This window comes from Pontibacter sp. 13R65 (genome assembly GCF_047525655.1).
Lineage (GTDB): Bacteria > Bacteroidota > Bacteroidia > Cytophagales > Hymenobacteraceae > Pontibacter.
Map to the genome: position 1 here is coordinate 296,326 of NZ_JBLIQL010000003.1, position 19,237 is coordinate 315,562.

The window sequence follows — 19,237 nt, forward strand, 5'->3', positions numbered from 1 at the left end:
GTTCCGGGAACTCAGGAATCTAAAATGGGCTGATTAAGCAAGGCACGGCCAAGCCAGGTATAAAGCAGATCGGTGGTGGGCGCCATAACATGCGCTGCACGAGCATCGCGCAGCAGTACCTCCAGCCTGGAATTTTCTCGGTAAGCAATACCTCCTGCCATGGTCATAGCTTCGTTTACGACATCTACGCAGCAGTGTGCCACTTCCGCCTTTGCCGATAAGATAGGTAAAACAGCTTGTTCGTCGCCCTGGTCGCCAAGTTGCGTAGCGTAATATATAAGTTGCCGCGTTCTTTCGATTTTGGCCCAGAGCTGCCCCAGGCGGTGCTGCAGCACCGGTACTTCGCTAAGCGAGGTGCCACTGTGCCGGTAGCTTCTTTCTATAAGGTGCCGTTGCACTTCGTTAAATGCAGCTTGGGCAATACCCAGGTATGTACCCGACATGGCGGTAAGAAAATAGGGCGCCACCACCTGAAAAATGTACCAAAGCTGATCGCCCCGTTCGCCTAAAAGATTACGGGCCGGCATGGTTACCTGATCCAGGGTAAGGCTTCTGGAAGAATTGCCCCGCATGCCAAGGCCATGCCACTCTGGGCCCCACTCCAGCCCCTGCATCTCCTTCTCCAGTATAACACACGAGAACTCATGCAGGGCAGCATCTGGCTCCACGCCTACCGTAGAGACTACATAAGAGTCTGCTTTGGAACCGTTAGTAACAAAGGTTTTTGCGCCATTCACCAGAAACTCATCCTCGGAAAGCGCTAAAAGCTGGGTTTGCGGATAATAAAAATGAGCCCCGGTACCAGGCTCGCTTAAGGCCAGCGTAGTGAGGTGCTCTCCTGCGGCTATGGGCTTCAGAAAATCTGTTTTTTGCTGTTGTGTGGCTTTAGCACTAATTACGGCCGCTCCCACACAATGCATTCCGAAACATAGGGCAGCGGAGGCAGACACTTCGCCTAATATTTCACAAGAGCGGGCAAGGCTGTACAAGCCCTGGCCATGACCTCCACAGGCTTCCGGCACCACTAAACCTCCTAAGCCAGCTCTCTGCAAAGCCCTAAGGCTTTCTTCCGGCCACTTTGCCTGAGCATCTATTGCCGCTGCTTCGGCTTGTACGGTACTGCCGGCAATCTGCCGGACGGTGTCTAAAATATTGTTTACATTCATGTAGCTCTGGCACGGAGGCACCTTGTAATATTCACTTTTTGAGCGGTTTGCCTGGTGCTCCTCCGTCTTTTTAGTAGAATCGGGTTCAGGTGCTGCTTTACCTAACACTATAGTTAGGAGCGGCAGGGAGGGTACTCCCCAAATGTAGGAAACTTATTTGTATTCTAGTGCTGCATTGCCTTGACGCTTTAATGTCAAAATTCCTCCGTAAGGACATTTTGATTAGAATAATTAGGAGCAACCAACATTGTACAGGTAAAGTCAACTCGAACCTTATTGCTCCCGCTCTGGCTGCTCCTGCTAAAAGCACGTAAACTAGCAGCAGAGAAGAAAAAAGACTGATTTTATGTGTCAGCCTTTTCTCTTTTCAAACAACTTCCGGAGTTATTTACCAACATTTTCCTGCTCCGGAAGTTCGTTGTAGCCGGTCATTCTTCCTTTTTTATTTACCTCATCGAGGTCTGCTTTTTCTGTGCCCGGGTAATCTGAGCTTTCTTCTGCCGCCTTAGTTGCATCGCCGGAGGCTTCTTCTTTGCCAGGACTTGGCTCGCCGCTAACTTTTTTTCCTTCTTCTTCAACCTCAGAGGCTGGCTTGTCTTTTTCTGATTTCATAGTCTTTCGTTTTATATTTGGTACGCAGAGCCTATACCTACTGTTTCTGCCCCCTTAACTGGAACGGTGCTTGTAATTTATGGTTTTGTTTTAGCAGGTGCACCGCAGAAGGAAGCAGTTAAAAGAGTTGCTTCTGCGTTTAAGAAATTTGATAGAGCGCAGTTTTTATCAGAAGTTTTTTATCTTTACCAACCAGTGTCACAACATCAACAAAGGCCTGTTCGGGAACTTTAAAACTTCTTTTTTTTGTAAACTAATAAGTTAAAGGCACCACGAAAAAGTTAATTCATTGAATCCAAGAAGGATATGATTGCTTCGGGATACTTATAATCAGTTATAGATTAAAAAACAGCTCATTTTTGAACTTAAGTATTAATTTTAAGCTATTAACACTGCCTATTTTGAAATAAGAGTGAACAGGAGTTTACCTTTTTAAAGACCAAACCTTACCTACATCTATGCATTTACAATTTGCAAAAGCAGGCAAAACGAACGTGAAGAAAAACGTCACGCTTTTCCTGCTGGGAGCCGCCGCCATCTGCTCTCTGGAAGCATCTGCCCAGTCTGGGGCAAAAAACAACAAGAAAACCGCTTTTATTGATAAAGCAAACATGGACCTGAGCGTGAAGCCAGGAGATGATTTTTACACTTACGCGAGCGGCACCTGGATTAAGAACAACCCGGTTCCGGCCAAAGAAACCCGTTGGGGAAGCTTTAACCTGCTCCGCGATTTTAACATCAACGCTGTTAAAACAATTCTGGCAGAATCTGCAGCCAACACCAACGCTCCGGCAGGCTCTATCGAGAAGCGTGTTGGCGACTTCTACGCCGCCAGCATGGACAGTGCCGCCATCGAAAAGTTGGGTTTTACGCCTATGAAAACTGACCTGGATCGCATTAATGCCATTACAGACCTAAACGGGGTACTAAATGAGGCAGCCTACCTACGTACATCCGGTGCAGGCGCTCCTATGTTCGGCTTCTATGTAGGCCAGGATCGCAAAAATGTGGAGAACATGGTACCTCAACTCAGCCAGGGCGGCACTACCCTGCCAGACCGCGATTACTACCTGAAGAAGGATGCCCGCTCTCTTAAAATTCAGGAAGCTTATAAAAATTACATCACTACGCTTTTCACCTTAACAGGAGTACCAGAGGCTACTGCTCAAAAGAATGCGGATATCGTTTTCGGTATTGAGCAGAAGCTTGCAGAAGCACAAATGGCGCGTGTAGAGATGCGCGACCCGTACAAAACGTACAACAAATTTTCTGTTGCCGACCTGAGCAAGCAAACTCCAAACATGAACTGGAGCCAGCTCATGCCAAAAATGAAAGTAGCCGGGCAAGACACTATTCTGGTAAACAACCCTGCCTTTTTTAAGACACTAGACAGCCAGTTAACCAGCACGCCACTTGCCGACTGGAAGACGTACCTGCAATGGAACGTGCTTAAATCGTCGGCTCCTTACCTCAGCTCCGACTTTGTTAATGCTAATTTTGCTTTCGCGCAGGTGCTAACCGGTCAGAAGGTGCAGACACCACGTTGGCAACGCATGTCGTCGCTTACCGACGGCACGATTGGTGAACTGCTGGGCCAGCTGTATGTGCAGAAGCACTTTAAACCAGAAGCCAAGGCCAGAATGGATGAGATGATCGACAACCTGATTAAGGCCTATGAGATCCGCATCAAAAACCTGGATTGGATGAGTGCCGAAACCAAAGAGAAAGCACTGGCCAAACTGCATGCCTTTACTCCTAAAGTAGGATACCCAACCAAATGGAAAACCTACGATGGCCTGGCAATTAACCGTGACACTTTCTTCCAGAATGTGCGCAATGCCGGCCAGTGGGGCTACAACGACATGATCAGCCAGCTTGGCAAACCAGTAGACAGAACCAAATGGGGTATGACTCCTCCAACAGTAAACGCCTACTACAGCCCGGTTATGAACGAGATTGTGTTCCCGGCAGGTATCCTGCAGTTGCCATTCTTCGACCCGAATGCAGATGATGCTGTAAACTATGGCGGTATTGGTGCTGTGATCGGGCATGAAATATCGCACGGTTTCGACGACTCTGGTAGCCAATACGACAAAGACGGTAACCTCCGCAACTGGTGGACTGCCGAAGACCGCACCAAGTTTCAGGAAAAAGCTAAAGCGCTGCAAGAGCAATACGATGCCTATACCGTGCTCGATACGATTCACGTAAACGGTAAACTGACTTTAGGTGAGAACATTGGCGACCTTGGCGGCCTGGCTTCGGCGTACGAAGCCTTTAAAATGACCAAACAAGGAAAGTCTAAGAAAAAGATCGACGGCTTTACCCCTGACCAGCGCTTCTTCCTATCGTGGGCCCAGGTGTGGAGAGGCAATATCCTGCCTGAAACAGCTGCACAAATGATCCTGACAGATACGCACTCTCCAGGCGAATACAGAACCATTGGTGCTCCGGTTAACATGGATGCCTGGTACAAAGCCTTCAATGTAAAACCAGGAGATAAGCTTTACAAGAAACCGGAAGACCGAATCAGAATCTGGTAATGTAATTTGCGCGCACATAAGCCACAATACCTTTTAAAAAAAAGCTGCTCAGCCAAACTGGTTGAGCAGCTTTTTTTTGCTTTAGCCTGTTCTTTTTCGGCCTGATTTCGCCAGAAGCTTCTAAACACCCGTACATAGGTCCAACACCCGGCTATACATATAGTCAAAAAATACACCCGAACTAACCCTATGTCAAAACCAGCAAGCACCAGTCTGGGCTTAAGGTTGCTGAAAATCGCAGGAATACTTTTCGGCAGCTTACTTAGTTTATTACTTATAGTATCGCTGCTACTGCTTACACTGCTGGAGCCGTATGTGGAACGCTTTGTAAAAAAGCAAGTCACAGAAAATACGGAAGGCTTGTACAATCTGGATTTTGAGAAACTGCAACTTAACCTGCTCAATGGCTCCTTTACCCTCTATAACCTGCACGTTTTACCTGATACAACGGTTCACCAACAGCAAAAAGAGCGGGGTCAGGCCAGTAACATGCTGCTGGAGGTACAGGCACCATTACTGGAAATTAAAGGCATAAGGCTCCTGAATGTGCTGCTGCGGAAACAGCTGCGCATTGGTGAGGTGCTCCTGGATAAGCCTCAGATTACAGGCTTTTACGATGGCAGCATTGCAGGCGAAACATCAGAAGAAGAGGTTACTCAGGCCCCAGAATTTATAGAAGCCGTTAGAATAGGCAAAATCCATATACCTGGTGCAACCTATCGGCAGGTACAGCTGGCAAGCCCCGAGCAGGCAGAGCACCTGGTACAGCAGATCGTGTTTCAGATGAAGGACCTGCGGCTCAACCTGCGCGCCCAGCCAGACCATTCCGAGATGTTTGATGCAGCGGATATCCGCTTGCAAATTAAGGATTATACTTACCAGTCTCCTGACAGTGTGTACAGCGTCAGCATGGGTGGTTTAGATTATTCATCGGCCAAAGGCGAGTTTCTGCTTCGCCACACTCAAATCAGGTCTAATAACCAGGCAAACCTGGCCCTGCATCCAAGCAAAGCCAGCCCCACCGTATTTGATCTTTATGTTCCCGAATTGCGCATCAGTGGCTTAAATGTGCTAGAGGCTTACCAGAGCAAACAACTGCGGGTGGAGCAATTGCACCTGGAGAGAGCAGATCTGGCCATTTTGCAGAACCCAACTCTACCAGCTTCGCCTGATACCCCCGACCTGGCCGAACTTTATAAACAAATATCGCCATACCTCAGCTTGTTGTTACTACAGGAGCTACATATTTTAAATGCACAGCTGGCACTTCGGCAGCAGTTGGAAGTGGTGCAAACGGTGCAACAGCTAAATGGTATAACAGTAGCTATACAAGGCGTACAAGTGGACTCCAGCACCCTTTTCTCGCCTAAAGAAAACTTTTTTGTTGAAGCGCTGCATTTTGCCGCGCAAAATTACTGCTTTCAATATCCGGAGAGCCCTTACCTGGTGCAAGCGGAAAAACTGGAACTGGATACCCGCAACAAAACCTTAAAGGCGGCTAACATAGAAATAGCAGCCGATTTGCGCAAAAACGACAGGCTGAAGAAAGCTGGTAAAGCAAGCCCCACGCTCTACAACCTGTCCTTACCGCAATTGCAGGTTAAAAGCTTAGATTTGATTCAGGCTTACCAGACAGGTACACTTGCCATCGGTAGCATCAGGCTAGAAAAACCGGCTATCGGCTTGATAAATGATCCGCAAGTGGAGGCGCAGGATTTCGAAAAAGCGCTTCGCGAAACGTATCAGCAGGTATCAAGGTATGTGCAGGAGTTGAAGCTAAAGGAACTGAGCATACAAGATGCCACCTTTAGCCACCAGACCAAAGACGGTAAGCTGTGGAATTCGCAAAAGCTACAGCATGCGGCAGTAGTGGCGACAGGAATCACTATCGACTCAGTTTTTGTTTATAACCCCACAAAAGCACTTCCTATAAACGATTTGGTAGTTTCAGCCAGGGACTATACCTTTCACCTGCCCGGCAACCCGCACCAGATCACCTTGGGCACCTTCAGCTACTCTACCCGCAGGCAGGAACTCACTGCCCAAACGCTGGAAGTACATGCCGATACCACCTTCAACAACCAGCTAAAACCCTCTGCCAAAGCACTGCGCCGCCTTTTCGATGTTTCCGCTACCCAGCTAAAGATAACTGGGCTCGATGTAGTACGGGCCTTCAACAGCAGGCAACTGCACCTCAACGAGCTCATACTAAGCCAACCAGAAGTGGCCATTTTGCAGGACAATGAAGTACCTGAGTCGCCGGATTTACCAGATCAGCAGGAAATTTCCGGACAGCTTTTTGGCCTGCTCAATACCATTTCCATAAAAGTTATGCGCTTAGACGATGGTAACTTTACCTACCACGACAGGCGAAACAATGTGGTACGGACACAGCGCCTGGTGCATGCCTCTGCTACTGTTTCGGGATTTCACCTGACGGCCGACAAACTGAACAACCTAGACGAAAGCCTGCCGGTAGAAGAGCTTACACTCACCGCCAGCGACTACAGCTACCGCTCCCCCGACAGCCTCTATACCTTACAGCTTGGCAAACTGCAATACTCCAGCCGGGAGCAGGAACTGCTGGCAAGCTCCATCGATCTGGTTTCTGATAAAGAGGTGCATAAACGCCTGAAAAAAGAACACAAGGAGGAGGCAAGCCGGAATTTATTTGATCTTTCGGCAGAACACTTTAAAATAACTGGTCTGGACCTGGTACGCGCTTACGAAACAGGCAAGTTTACCATGGGTGAAATTAAACTGACGCAGCCGGAAGTAGGTATCCTGCAGGATCAGAACGTGCCTGCCACTGATCAGGAAGCAGAAAATACCGACCGCCTCAACGACATGGTAGAATCTTTCCGGGTAAAAAACATCAACATCACGGATGGCACTTTCCGGCTCAACATGCTCCAGGACACCCTGCTTCGAAGCCAGACCATAAAACATGTGTCGCTGGCACTAGAGCAGTTTCGGCTGGTAGACCTGCAGGCCAGCGACCCGCTGGACATGTTTTATGTAGACGATATGGGCCTGCTGATCCGCGACTACGCCATTTACCTGCCCGACAGCCTATACCAACTACAAGTAAAAGAGGTGAGAACAAACCTGAACGAGCAGGCTGTGTACATAGACAGTGTGCGCCTAGTGCCGCTATACGAATTGGATGAATTTACTAAAAAACTCGATTACGCGGATGATCGTTTCGACATAACGGTGCCTGCCATTAGCCTGCACGGCATAAACTTAAATGCCCTTTATAACTATCAGGATATTGTGGTGGAGAAGGTTCTGGTTCAGGATCTGGAAGCAACTTTGTACCGCGATAACCGCCTGCCGCAGGACCCTAACCGCAAGCCCTTTACCTTACAGAAAATGTTGCGTGGCCTCGATTTGTACCTGGCAGTAGATACAGTTTTGGTGGAGCGCAGCAAACTTAGTTACGCCGAAATAGCCCCCAATGGAATCAACCCCGGCCAACTAATCCTAAACGACATGCGGCTAGAGGGCTTCCACATTACCAACGATGCCTCGCTTATAGAAAAAAATGACAAAGCAATTGTGCACGGCTCCACCCAGTTCATGGACGAGAGCAAACTCAAGGTGCTGTTCGAGTTTTACCTCAACCATCCGGAAGACATGTATACTTACCAAGGCACTTTGGAGCCAATGAAGTTTGGTGCTATAAACCCCTTGCTGGAGAATTTAATGGCTGTAAGAGCAAAAGAGGGTAAAATAAAGCAGGCTATCTTTTCAGTAACCTCTACAGAACATGAGGCAGTAGGCCACCTCGACTTCTTGTATGAAGATCTGAAAATAAAGCTGCTCAACAAGGAAGACAAAGAGAAAACAGGCTTCTTATTAAATGCCGGCAGTTGGCTTATCAACAACCTGGTCTTAAAATCAAATAACCCTGCTGGCCGACGGGAACTGCGCCCTGGTACTATAGAGGTATCGCGGAACTATCAGAAATCTGTTTTTAACCACATGAGCAAAGCCATGATCGATGGCATTACCTCCAGCCTCATGCCACCACTTGTCGAAAAAGTAGTAAACATTTTTATCAGCGAATAAAACGGTATAGCAGGAAGGAGTTATTTACCTGCAAGTGAAATTATTCTAATGAAATTTGCCTTCCGGAGGCATTTTTTAGATTTTGATGCTAGACTTTAAATCTTAGATTTTTCAGCTTCTCCCCGACACTTGCAGGAGCTGCGCACGCTGCGAGGTCTTACAAGAACCATCCATTTAACAATTGAGTCATTTAACAATCGGCAACTAACAAGCAACAAGCAAATTCTGCTAATAAAAACAGCCTTCCGGAGCCACCAAAATCCTTACAGCTCCTAGGGTCCTTGCTGTTTTCATAGCCTTTAATGCCTTTGTTCCGTATGCTCAGCTAAAAACCAATTGTTTCAAAAACATTAGCCTTATGAACACCTTTTCCTCTACCAAACCCGAAGACTTACTTTTTGATGCTGCCCGCAAAGGAGATGTAGCTTATTTGAAGCAGCAGATCGAAGAAGGAGTAAACATAAATGTGCAGAACGCAAAAGGCTTTACACCGCTGATCTTAACCAGCTACGATGGCCACCCCGAAGCCACCAAGCTGCTTCTCGAGGCCAACGCCGACCCCAATGTGCAGGACCTGAGCGGCAACACTGCTTTAATGGGTGTTTGTTTTAAAGGATACCCCGAAATTGCCAAAATGCTGATAGAACATGGGGCCGACTTAAATCTGCAGAATGGCAACGGCGGCACAGCCCTTATGTTCGCGACACTTTTTGGCAGAAACGAACTCGTTAAGCTCGTGCTGTCTTATGGCGCCGATACTACTATACAGGATGTAAGAGGCCTCACCGCTTTAGACCTGGCCATGCAGCAGGGCAATACCGAGGCGCTGGAGCTACTACAGTAAGTCTTACAGGTTACACGGGAGCTGCTCCAATGACTGTAGTGCGGTTTCCTGCTTTTCTTAAACTCCTCCGTAGCTCAACAGACCTGCCAGGTTCTGTTATTGAGTTTTTCCCGGCTATTTTTCGGTTCGGACTCCTTCAGAATATTCCATTATATTAGCTTTCTGCAAGCTCTAACCTGTTATGAAATGCTTTCGACTTTTGAACTGAAGAAAAACGGGACCTCTCTCCAAACCGAAATTATTGCCGGCATTTCCTCATTTCTGGCCACCTCTTATATCATTGTTGTAAACCCCACTATCCTGAGCCAGGCTGGCATGCCCTTTTCCGGGGTACTAACGGCAACGGTTATGGTGGCCTTTTTTAGTAGCCTTATGATGGGGCTTTATGCACGTAACCCCATTATAGTGGCGCCAGGAATGGGCTTGAACGCATTTTTCACTTATTCTGCAGTGCTGGGCATGGGCATACCCTGGCCTGTTGCACTAGGCGCTGTATTCTGGTCAGGCGTGGTATTTCTGCTGCTCTCGCTGTTCAACGTCCGGATGCTGATCCTGAAGGCTATTCCCCGCCCGCTGCGCTACGCCATTGCGGCAGGGATTGGCCTGTATATCACCCTCATCGGCTTTGCCAATGCCGATTTTATTGTAGCCAATCCTACCACCATTCTGGGTTTCGGAACACTTACGCCTACTTTGCTTACTTTTCTGGCGGGGCTGCTGGTAACGGCGGTGCTACTTACGCGCCACGTGAAGGGAGGCATCTTATTTGGCATTTTGTTTACCACCTTGGCCGCTTACCCCATCGGCAGGTGGTGGGGAGGCCAAACAGCAGAAGGCGTACAAACCATCGTGAACTGGCAGGGCTTTTTTGCCGCACCGGACTTTAGCCTCCTGTTGCAATTAGATTTTGTAAACTCGCTACAGTGGGCCATTGTGCCGGTAATTTTTGCCTTTCTGTTTACCGACATGTTCGATAGTATCTCAACATTTGTAGGTTTAGCAGAAGCAGCCAACCTGCTAGATGAGCAGGGAGAGCCGAAGCATGTAAAACGCTCTCTCCTTACCGATGCCGTTGCCACTACATTAGCTGGCCTTGTTGGCTCCAGCCCCGGCACTGCCTACATAGAGTCGGCTGTAGGCATTGAGGAAGGCGGGCGAACCGGACTCACGGCCATAGTGGGAGCCGTTCTGTTCCTGCCTTTCCTGTTCCTTGCCCCGCTCCTATCTGTAGTGCCAGCCATTGCCACTGCACCTGCGCTGGTGCTGGTGGGGGTATTTATGGTCAGGCCCGTGGTAAAGGTAAACTGGCTGCAACTCGATGAGGCTATTCCTGCCTTTATGGCCATGGTACTTATTCCGTTTACTTATTCTATTACACAGGGCATTATCTGGGGTTTCCTGAGCTATACTGCCCTAAAGCTGGCCAACGGCAAGAAGTCGGAATTAACACTGGCTCTGTTGCTAATCGATATTTTCTGCATTCTCGCACTTATAGTGTAAGCTGCTGATACTTTCTCAAACTTATTAGTCTGGTTACTTTCAGCATATAATTGGAGCTTTTGGAGCAGCCGAATCAGAATACTAATGTTTGTTAATATTTAAATATAAAAAAGATCCGCTCAAGTTGCCACAGCGCTACATTCAAGCTATATTATGATTTCATTTAAATTTAACCTTTGCTAATGAAACTTAACAGAAACTTTTTGCTTCTGCTGTTATGGGCCGGCCTGCAACTACCGACTGTTAGCACCAGTAGCGCTACTGCCTTCCACTACCTGCAGGCCACTACTAAAACAGATGCTGAAGCCGAAAACATGCTGCTCTACCAGCGCGAATCGGGTGGCTGGCCTAAGGCTGTTCATAATAAAGCGGTGAAATATACTGTTGAGCTCACCTCCGCACAAAAAAAGGCTGTAAAGGCTGGTTTTACTGCCAAAGATGCCACCATAGACAATGGAGCCACTACCAAAGAAATCTGGCATCTTGCCAAAGCCTATAAAGAAACGAATAACAACCGCTACCTGGCTGCTGCTAAAAAAGGCATAGAGTACCTGCTCCAGGCTCAGTACTCCAACGGTGGCTGGCCTCAGTTTTACCCCGATACCAGCCACTACCGGCAGCAGGTAACCTTTAACGACCATGCCATGACAAATGTGCTCAAGGTGCTGCGCGAGGTAAACCGTGGCACCGGCGCAATGGCCGCCTTTTCTGAGTACAGCGAGCGAGCCAAAAAGGCAGAAGAACGTGGTATTGCCTGTATCCTGAAAACGCAGCAGAAACGAAACGGAAAGTTAACCGCATGGGCTGCCCAATACGATCATAAAACCCTTAAACCTGCCACTGCCCGTTCTTATGAACTTCCTGGAATCGCCTTATCAGAAAGCGTTGAAATTGTGCGGTTCCTGATGGGTGTGGAGAACCCTTCTCCCGAAATTAAAGCTGCCATAACAGGAGCAAAAGCCTGGTTCGATGAGGTAAAAATAAAGGACTACACCCGAAAACGGATTGATGCGCCCGCAGAGGCCTCTGGCCGCGATGTAGTATTCGTTGCCGAAAAAGACGCTGAGATCTGGGCCCGCTTTTACGACCTTGACACTAATAAACCATTCTTTGCCGGGCGCGATGGCATTAAGAAAAACAGTCTGGCCGAAATAGAAAATGAGCGGCGGATCGGCTATGCCTGGTACGGCACCTGGCCAGCAGAAGCATTTGCCAAAGAATACTCGATATGGCTACAGAAGTGGGGAAAGATATAAAAATGATGCTCAAAAGCAGCTAATAATAATACAAGTCGTGTTTTTGTCCATAAATTCTAAACTCTACATTCACCTCCCTTTTATCGTCCTGCAATGATCTTGTGTGCGAGGGGCACCTCTCACTTTTGTCATCTTGAAAAGATCTTGTGGGCGAGAGGCTACAGCAATTGCTATTAGCTTTTTAGTTTAAATTCCTCGCTAGTGCGAGCTTGTAGCTCGTACTTTCATGCCAACGGTTTAACTTTCTAGCTTGGGCGATATTCGTTAGCAGTCGTTATTAGCTTTTTAGTCTAAGTTCGCATAGTGGCTTTTCTTGCTGTGACAGTAGGTTGAAGCTGTTTCATTGCTTACCTCCTTGTTCTTTTTGTCTTGATACAAAAAGAACCAAAAAAATCAAGATGCTCCAAATTCGCTGAACGCTCAAACAGTGGAGCCTCAATAAGTGCACCTGGCAGAGGTCTTCTACTTTTGGCCTCCTGCCGCAATATATTTCTTTGGATTGGTTATTGCCCAATCTAAATTCTTGTAATAAAATTGGCCTTCCAGAGGTTTTTTTAGACCTTAACTCCTTAGGCTTGAGCAACAAAGAGTTCCTCTGGTAAGCTATTTATAATTTTTATTTCTAATTTTGAATTAGGTGAAGCCGCCTCAATTCCGCTAATGAAAACAGCCTTCCAGAACCAAGTGCCTCACTTTTGGGAAATAGGCTGCACCTCTTGTTCTGTTTTACTTCCTTACCCAAATTTTGAATGGTTGAGGGACAATATAGCGGCTGTTTTTGTTATACAACCATGAGCTATTTTGTCCGCGAAGACTCTATTGTTCGCCAGATTTGGGGAAACGGAGACACTATTTTGTTTATTTTTGCCGGTTCCGCTGCTGAATTTGCCTTAAATAAGGCAGTAGACTGGCTTTATTTTACTGGCAGGTTGCCAGCCGACCCACTTGGCAGGCTTTTCTCTACGGTCACCTATGCACGGCAGATTGTGTTTTCTGAAGAAGCTGCTGCCCTGGCCACCATCGATCAAATGGCCAAGATACATGCCAGTGTAGAGGCAAAACGAGGCCAGCACATCCCCGATTGGGCTTACCGGGATGTGCTCTTTATGCTGATCGATTATTCCATCCGGGCCTATGAGGTGCTGCAACGGAAGTTAAGCCTAGAAGAGAAAACAGAAGTATTTGAAGTTTTCAACAGGGTAGGCCACCGAATGGGCCTGAAAGAGTTACCAGTCACTTTTGCGCATTGGCAGGTAATGCGGAAGGAGCACCTGCAACAAGACCTGCAGAAGAGCCATTACACCACAGATTTGTACCGTCAGTACCGCAAGCACCTGGGTTTTGTTCGCTACCGGCTCCTACTGGAGGGCCAGAAACTGGTGGTACCGCGCCAAGTAAAACAGCTGCTGGGTTTTGGTTCGCTACCGGTTCTGGCACCTGTTTTAGCAGCTTATAAACTCATCCGAAAATTTCAGTTAGACTGGCTGCTAAAATCTGTTCTATTGCCTGGTGCCTACAAAAACCAGATACGCAACCTCGATCGCCAACCAGTTCAAAGCTAGGCTCCAGACGTTTAAAGGTTGAATGGAAAGCCTTTTAACCGCTTCCTTTTAGTCTCCGACAGAACCGGCTTCACCTGCCTTTAGCCGCTGTACAAACTCCTGCATGCGCTCGTAATGGGAACCTTTCCAGTACACACGCTGGCAGGTAGGGCACTGGTAAAATTCATCGAAATAGAGCTTTGTTTTGGCTGGAAGTTGTGCCAGCACCGCTGCCTTCGGAACGGGTAAAATGAGGCTGTTACAGACAAGGCAACGGCTGAAAGTGCTGAATTTTGATGCTAACCTAAAATACGATAATACCTCTGTTAACTGCTCCTCCAGGTGCTGCGACCGCAGCCAATACCCCCACTGAATGCTTTTGTGTTTAAGCAAGCCAATATCGCGGGTAAGTACAACCCGATGCTGCTCACTGGCCAGTTGTGCAATGGTGCTATCGGTAAAGTCGTTTTGATAGAGTGTGTCGAAGCCCAGCAACCTTAAACTTTTAGCTAGCTTACCCAAGTGCACATCCAGAATAAATGTTGGAGTTGTTGGTAAAGGGGCCTGAATGGAGTAGTGCGCTGGCCATGTCGCTCCCGCACTTGCCGGATACACCTCTACCCAATCGGCCTGCTGCAGCTGGTATTTAAAATCCACCGGGTAATCATTTACGAGTATCCCCTGCACCTCCGGATGCGGAACGCCAAGGGCCTCGATAGCATCTTTTACCGCTGGTGCTCCTGTAAAAGTATATGGCACCAGTTTGCTTTTATAGCTAGCAGGCAAAAAGTCGTTGAGAGAACCGTAAAAATAAAAACTGGCTGCTTTTTCCATATTCTCCCTAAGCTATCTTTCTTCAGAAGCGAACCGCTCTTAAACTTTAAAATGTTGGAAAAGCCTCATTATCCTTACCGGAAATCTTCGCAAAAATTCAACGCTGTTGCCTGGTGCAGCAGCTAGCTACTTATACTGCGCAAGGTACTGCTGCTCCAAGGCCTCCAGCTGCTCCAGCAAAGCAAGTGTAACAGGCCCTGGTCTGCCGGTGCCGATAAGAGTATCGTTAACCTGCACAATAGGAACGATTCGTTTGGTAGTGCTGGTCTGAAAAGCCTCCTTTGCCTGTAGCACGTCATCCAACGTAATATCGCCTTCTTCTGTGGCATAGGTGGCTGATGCCAGTTCCAGCACGTTCTTACGGGTTACTCCCTTAAGTACCTCATGCGCAGGTGTTGCAATGGTGTTGTCCTGCTTCACTATAAAAAAGTTACTGCGCGGAAACTCCGTTATAATTCCATGCTGATGGTAGAGTACATCTTGCGCCCCTTTTTCCCTTATCTGGCCGATGAGCCTAATGCCCATATTGTAGTTTATGGTTTTAGCGGCCGGCAGTTCGCGCTGGTACTGATGTGTAATTATTTTGATTCCTTTTTCTACGTTCTCCTGCTCCGGGTATTCTACTGCCTGCTCTATTAGTACCAGGTTTGGGGTGCCCGGTTCGTAACCGCCTTCGGAATAACCACCGGTAAGAAGCAGTTTCATGCCAGAAAGCGGAAAGTTGTTGAGCCGGATCAGTTCCAGCACTTTCTCGCGAAGAGCTTCCCGCTCCAGGGGCACCGGCAACTGCATCAGATCAGCTGACTGGTAAAAGCGATTCAGGTAATCTTCCAGAAAGAGCGGCTGCCCGTGCTGTATCCAAAAATAATCGAAAATCCCGTAGCCGCGCTGAATGGCCAGGTCGCTGATGTGCAGGTATGCCTCGGCTAAGGGAACAAATTCATGATGAATAAAGGCATACACCTTTCTTTCTGCTGCCATTACTTTGTATGATTTGGTGAGAAGAGCCTGTTACCGCTTTACCGTAACAGGCTCAGATAAGGTGAAAAATAATTAGAAAAAGCCAGATATGATAGCATATCAACTTACAGGCAGATCTGGCTGCTTGCCACCTGTTGAACCCCAAGGCATTAGCACAGCAAAAGAGCCTCCAGGAGGCCCTTTTTATTAGAATAATTTAGTTATGTGCTAGCAATTGGTGGCCTTTCTTGATAAAAAACCGGCTTTGGCAGAAGCAGGAGAATCTGCCTTGATAAAACCGGAAATTACCACCCTGTACCGCCGCCTCTTCGTCCGCCACCCAATATATTACCGAGCAGACTACCCAAACCGCCGCCGCCCATGCTGCCATAGCCACGGCGGCCATTTAAGCCACCCAGCACCGACAGAATAGAGCCGAGTCCGCCTCCGGTTCGCCTGCCGCTTCCCATCATGCCACCACCCATCATACCGCCACCAAGCAGGCTGCCCAACAATCCACTGCCCAACAATCCACCGCCCATCATACCGCCTCGCCTGCGGCCACCACTCATCATGCCAGCAATAACCATAGGTGCCAGTATGCCTAACATGCCTTGCACCATTCCGGGTGAAATACCGGCATTCTTAAACATTTCGCCAAAGCCACTTTTGTTAAGAAACGAGGAAGAGGTAGGATCTTCTCCCCGCTCCTTTGCCTCATCGGCCTTGTTCACGAACTGGTCGAGTACACTGAACTGCTTCTGATTTATGTCGAGGTACGTAGCCATTTGTTCTATCCGCTTCTGCTCGTCGGCCGAGTACAGGCCGTCGGATTTGGCAAAGCTTATGATATCGGTGATAAAAGAGAACTTTAACTGGCTTTTCTTCAGCACATCCAAGCATTGTTTCAGGTCTATGATAGTAGGATTCTTCGCGATCTGCACCACTTCCTGCTGTACATTGGGTGGCAATTCGGCTGCTTCGCCCATCATTTGCAAAAACTCCAGCTCCTCTTCGGTAGTTGTGCCATCTGCAGATGCCATGGTTGCCAAAGCACCGAAATAAGCAGCTTTCTCTTCCTGAGAATAGTCTTTAAGTAAAGTAGTTTGACCCTGTTCCATTTTGTTATATTTAATTGCTGCTACTTCTAACGTTCCTAAGTAACAGCAGGTTAATCTGCAGAAGCAAAAGTCTGAACGGGGTCAACGCTACCCTAGGGGCTTAGGTGCCAATTTAGGCTCCGGAGGTCCGTTTTCATTTGAATAATTTACTTCGGCACAATCCTAAAACTGAAGAATCTATTTGCTGCGGTGGCACCAGTACAGAAACCTAACCCGATCCAGAAGAACCTGATAACTACTTAATTAATTCTATAGCAGCATTTCCTCAGTTCCACTTCACATAAGCTGTATGCCAGCATGTATTTGGCCGAAGAAATTATCCGCCAGCTTTGCTTTTTGTTGGTTCTGCTAGTTTTATGGCTACTGTGCACTAAAAAGTATTATATTTTTTTTATCTTAGATACCTGTTTTCCCGGCTCAACGGAGATGCTTTGGCTTGTAATCGGATGCTTAATTATGATACGGCTAGTTTTATACACGCTTTTTCTGCTCTTTCCTGCCGCTGCCTCACCCGACATGCCCAACACAGCTTTGCCTACCCCACCGGGCAGTGTTTACCTGGAAAACAATTTGTTTATCGACAGGGCTGAAATAACGAATATGCATTGGAGCGAGTACCTGCATGCCCTTAAACGCGACTCTTCCAGAGAGGCTTACTTGCAGGCGCTGCCAGATACCAGCCTTTGGGATAGTGTAGACAAAAGCGGTAATTTAAAGAAGACATACCTGCGCTATCTCCGTTTCAGGTTTTATCCGGTGGTAGGCATTAGTTATGAGCAGGCGGTGGCATTTAATAAATGGCGTTCCCTAATTTCTACGCAAAACTATAACAAGTACAACAATAAGTTGCTTACACAGAAAGGTGCCAAAAAGCGTTATAAGGTTGTTTTCAGGTGGCGGCTACCCAGCGAAGCAGAGTGGGAACAGGCAGCTGCCGGTGGCCTCGATCCTGAAACGTATCCTTATGGTATTAAAGTGAAATCGTTTTTCACCTCCGTTAACCCAAACCACCAGATTATAGATAGCATGGGGTACGAACGGCCTGAGCTGCGGAAGGAGCTAAAGTACTATTTGCGCTATCATCCGGTTCCAGATTTTAACTGCATCAGTTCATTTGGCAACGGTTTCCGATTTGGTTATTTTCAGCCACACCACACTCCAGTTTTCTTTGATAATCACAAACCTGTTTCTGTAAACCGACCCAACAAATTCCGGATATACGATACAGTGGGCAATGTAGCCGAAATGATAGCTGAAAAGGGAGTAGCCAAAGGTGGCAGTTGGGCGCACCTAATGGAGTTTGCGCAGATAAAGAAGTCGCAGAAATATGAGGAGCCTAAAATCTGGCTAGGTTTCAGGTCGGTATGTGAAGTAACACTGGAGCCCGTGAGCGAAGGAACAGCCAAACTACTGGCCAGCCCTGAAAAGCGCGATTGGTAGTCAGCTACGGCAAAGGCGGCCAGTGTACTGTTTTAGTTGCCCCGTACCTTATCAAGCACTTCGCTCAGCGACTCCACATCGGCTGCCTCTAATCGCTCAAATAGTGCCCTCTCCTGTTCTTCTACCAGCGGATCGAGTTTGTTGAGGAGGTCAAGTCCTTTTTGCGTGATGGCTATTTCTACTTTCCGGCGGTTATGCTCGCATATTTCCCGGGTTACAAGCCCTTTCAGGCGGAGCTTCTCTACCAGCCGAGTGGCGTTAGACATGCGGCTTAGCATCCGCTCCTGCACCTTGTACAGGTTTATTGGTTTGCCCTGTTGCCCACGCAAAATACGCAGCACATTGTATTGCTCCGGCGAAATGCCAAAGGGCTTTATGAGGCTCTCTACTTGCGCCTCCAGCCAGTTGCCTGTAAAAAGTATATTCAGGTAAGCCTTCTGAAAAGGACTCCTGAACTGTGTCATTCCTATTTCTTCTTCAAGCCTCATATCGGTGTTTAAGTCCAGGAAATAAGAGAATTAGTTTAAGATCGTGCAGGGAGCCGGGCTGCCCTTTGCGAATTGCAGCCCAGCTCCCTGCAGAAATCTGTACGGTTTTAAACTGTGTTTGTTGAACAACTACTTGTTAGCATAACTAAAAACCAGCTGTACGACAAATAGCTATCCGGGCCTTGGCTTAAATGAAGTAAAAATACCTCCGGAAGGGCATTCCCATTTAAATAATTTGCTTTTCGGCTTCCAGCTTTCGGAGGGCCAGCATACACAAGGCCACTGTGCCGGAGACTTTAATTTCGCCGGCCATAATCTTAGCCTCCACTTCCTCCAGCGGAATAGTGAGTACTTCTATGTTTTCTGAAACATCGAGGTTCTGATCTGCCACCTTTTCCACATCGCGTAGCAAGAAGTAGTACATTTTGTTTGTGTCTTTAGTAGGGTTATCAATAACCTCCAGTAAGAGCTCGGCATTATCAGAAGCATAACCTGTTTCTTCCAGAAGCTCCCGTTTGGCAGCCTCCATGGGCAAAGTCTCTCCTTCATCTATGACACCGGCAGGCAACTCAATCAAAATCTCACCGGCCGCATGCTTGTACTGCCGAACAAATATGACCTGATTATCGGCTGTAAGCGGAAAAGTCACCACCACATTAGGCCGAACACTTACAAAATAATCGTCGAGTTCCAACCCATTCGGCAGCTCTACGTGGTCGCGGCGCAATTTGTACCACTTGTGTTCAAAAACCATTTCAGATTTCAGGGTTTTCCAGGCTTCTATTTTAGCGGACATTGTAGTGTAAATAGTAGGTAAAAAAATAAAATAAGTTTCTACGCCAGCTCTTGTCCCGATGC

14 protein-coding genes are annotated in these 19,237 nt (G+C 47.6%); 7 read left to right on the forward strand and 7 right to left on the reverse strand.

All coding sequences use genetic code 11. The features are described from left to right. Positions 1 to 11 precede the first annotated feature (11 nt). Together ACMA1I_RS05655 and ACMA1I_RS05660 are read right to left on the reverse strand one after the other, a co-directional pair. A complete protein-coding gene (locus tag ACMA1I_RS05655) occupies positions 12 to 1,166 on the reverse strand; it encodes an acyl-CoA dehydrogenase family protein (RefSeq protein WP_337067320.1) in 1,155 nt (384 codons plus the stop codon). Between the two features lie 384 nt (positions 1,167 to 1,550). Then, on the reverse strand, positions 1,551 to 1,778 hold the full coding sequence (locus tag ACMA1I_RS05660; protein WP_337067321.1) for a hypothetical protein: 228 nt from the start codon (positions 1,776 to 1,778) through the stop codon (positions 1,551 to 1,553). Between the two features lie 611 nt (positions 1,779 to 2,389). On the opposite strand from ACMA1I_RS05660, the gene ACMA1I_RS05665 reads away from it, so the two are divergent. From ACMA1I_RS05665 to ACMA1I_RS05690, 6 genes are all read left to right on the forward strand, one after another. Continuing rightward, entirely contained in the window at positions 2,390 to 4,321 is a 1,932-nt protein-coding gene (locus ACMA1I_RS05665) for a M13 family metallopeptidase (protein ID WP_414703872.1), read from the forward strand. A 189-nt stretch (positions 4,322 to 4,510) separates the two neighbouring features. Next, positions 4,511 to 8,395: a hypothetical protein gene (locus tag ACMA1I_RS05670; RefSeq protein WP_337067323.1), complete on the forward strand. Its 3,885-nt coding sequence runs from the start codon at positions 4,511 to 4,513 to the stop codon at positions 8,393 to 8,395. Positions 8,396 to 8,753: 358 nt separating this feature from the next. Next, positions 8,754 to 9,239: an ankyrin repeat domain-containing protein gene (locus tag ACMA1I_RS05675; RefSeq protein WP_337067324.1), complete on the forward strand. Its 486-nt coding sequence runs from the start codon at positions 8,754 to 8,756 to the stop codon at positions 9,237 to 9,239. 186 nt (positions 9,240 to 9,425) lie between these two features. Then, the gene (locus tag ACMA1I_RS05680) at positions 9,426 to 10,739 is read left to right on the forward strand and encodes an NCS2 family permease (protein WP_337067325.1); all 1,314 of its coding nucleotides are present in this window, start codon (positions 9,426 to 9,428) and stop codon (positions 10,737 to 10,739) included. A gap of 182 nt (positions 10,740 to 10,921) precedes the next feature. Beyond that, entirely contained in the window at positions 10,922 to 11,995 is a 1,074-nt protein-coding gene (pelA, locus tag ACMA1I_RS05685) for a pectate lyase (protein WP_337067326.1), read from the forward strand. Positions 11,996 to 12,786: 791 nt separating this feature from the next. After that, positions 12,787 to 13,557: an oxygenase MpaB family protein gene (locus ACMA1I_RS05690; protein WP_337067327.1), complete on the forward strand. Its 771-nt coding sequence runs from the start codon at positions 12,787 to 12,789 to the stop codon at positions 13,555 to 13,557. 48 nt (positions 13,558 to 13,605) lie between these two features. Here ACMA1I_RS05690 and ACMA1I_RS05695 read toward each other — a convergent pair whose 3' ends face one another. The 3 genes from ACMA1I_RS05695 to ACMA1I_RS05705 form a co-directional block, all read right to left on the reverse strand. Next, positions 13,606 to 14,370 carry a Mut7-C RNAse domain-containing protein gene (locus ACMA1I_RS05695; RefSeq protein WP_337067328.1) on the reverse strand — a complete coding sequence of 255 codons (765 nt, stop codon included), beginning with the start codon at positions 14,368 to 14,370 and terminating at the stop codon, positions 13,606 to 13,608. A 126-nt stretch (positions 14,371 to 14,496) separates the two neighbouring features. Beyond that, a complete protein-coding gene (locus ACMA1I_RS05700) occupies positions 14,497 to 15,351 on the reverse strand; it encodes an aminotransferase class IV (protein ID WP_337067329.1) in 855 nt (284 codons plus the stop codon). Positions 15,352 to 15,635: 284 nt separating this feature from the next. Next, positions 15,636 to 16,451, reverse strand: coding sequence for a TerB family tellurite resistance protein (locus ACMA1I_RS05705; protein WP_337067330.1), 816 nt, complete (start codon positions 16,449 to 16,451; stop codon positions 15,636 to 15,638). A gap of 456 nt (positions 16,452 to 16,907) precedes the next feature. On the opposite strand from ACMA1I_RS05705, the gene ACMA1I_RS05710 reads away from it, so the two are divergent. Further along, positions 16,908 to 17,891 carry a formylglycine-generating enzyme family protein gene (locus ACMA1I_RS05710; RefSeq protein ID WP_337067331.1) on the forward strand — a complete coding sequence of 328 codons (984 nt, stop codon included), beginning with the start codon at positions 16,908 to 16,910 and terminating at the stop codon, positions 17,889 to 17,891. Positions 17,892 to 17,923: 32 nt separating this feature from the next. Here the strand turns inward: ACMA1I_RS05710 and ACMA1I_RS05715 are convergent, their stop codons facing one another. Together ACMA1I_RS05715 and ACMA1I_RS05720 are read right to left on the reverse strand one after the other, a co-directional pair. After that, complete coding sequence (locus tag ACMA1I_RS05715; protein ID WP_337067332.1) at positions 17,924 to 18,379, reverse strand: MarR family winged helix-turn-helix transcriptional regulator; 456 nt, start codon at positions 18,377 to 18,379, stop codon at positions 17,924 to 17,926. A gap of 226 nt (positions 18,380 to 18,605) precedes the next feature. Next, positions 18,606 to 19,175 carry an NUDIX hydrolase gene (locus ACMA1I_RS05720; protein ID WP_337067333.1) on the reverse strand — a complete coding sequence of 190 codons (570 nt, stop codon included), beginning with the start codon at positions 19,173 to 19,175 and terminating at the stop codon, positions 18,606 to 18,608. Between the last annotated feature and the right edge of the window lie 62 nt (positions 19,176 to 19,237).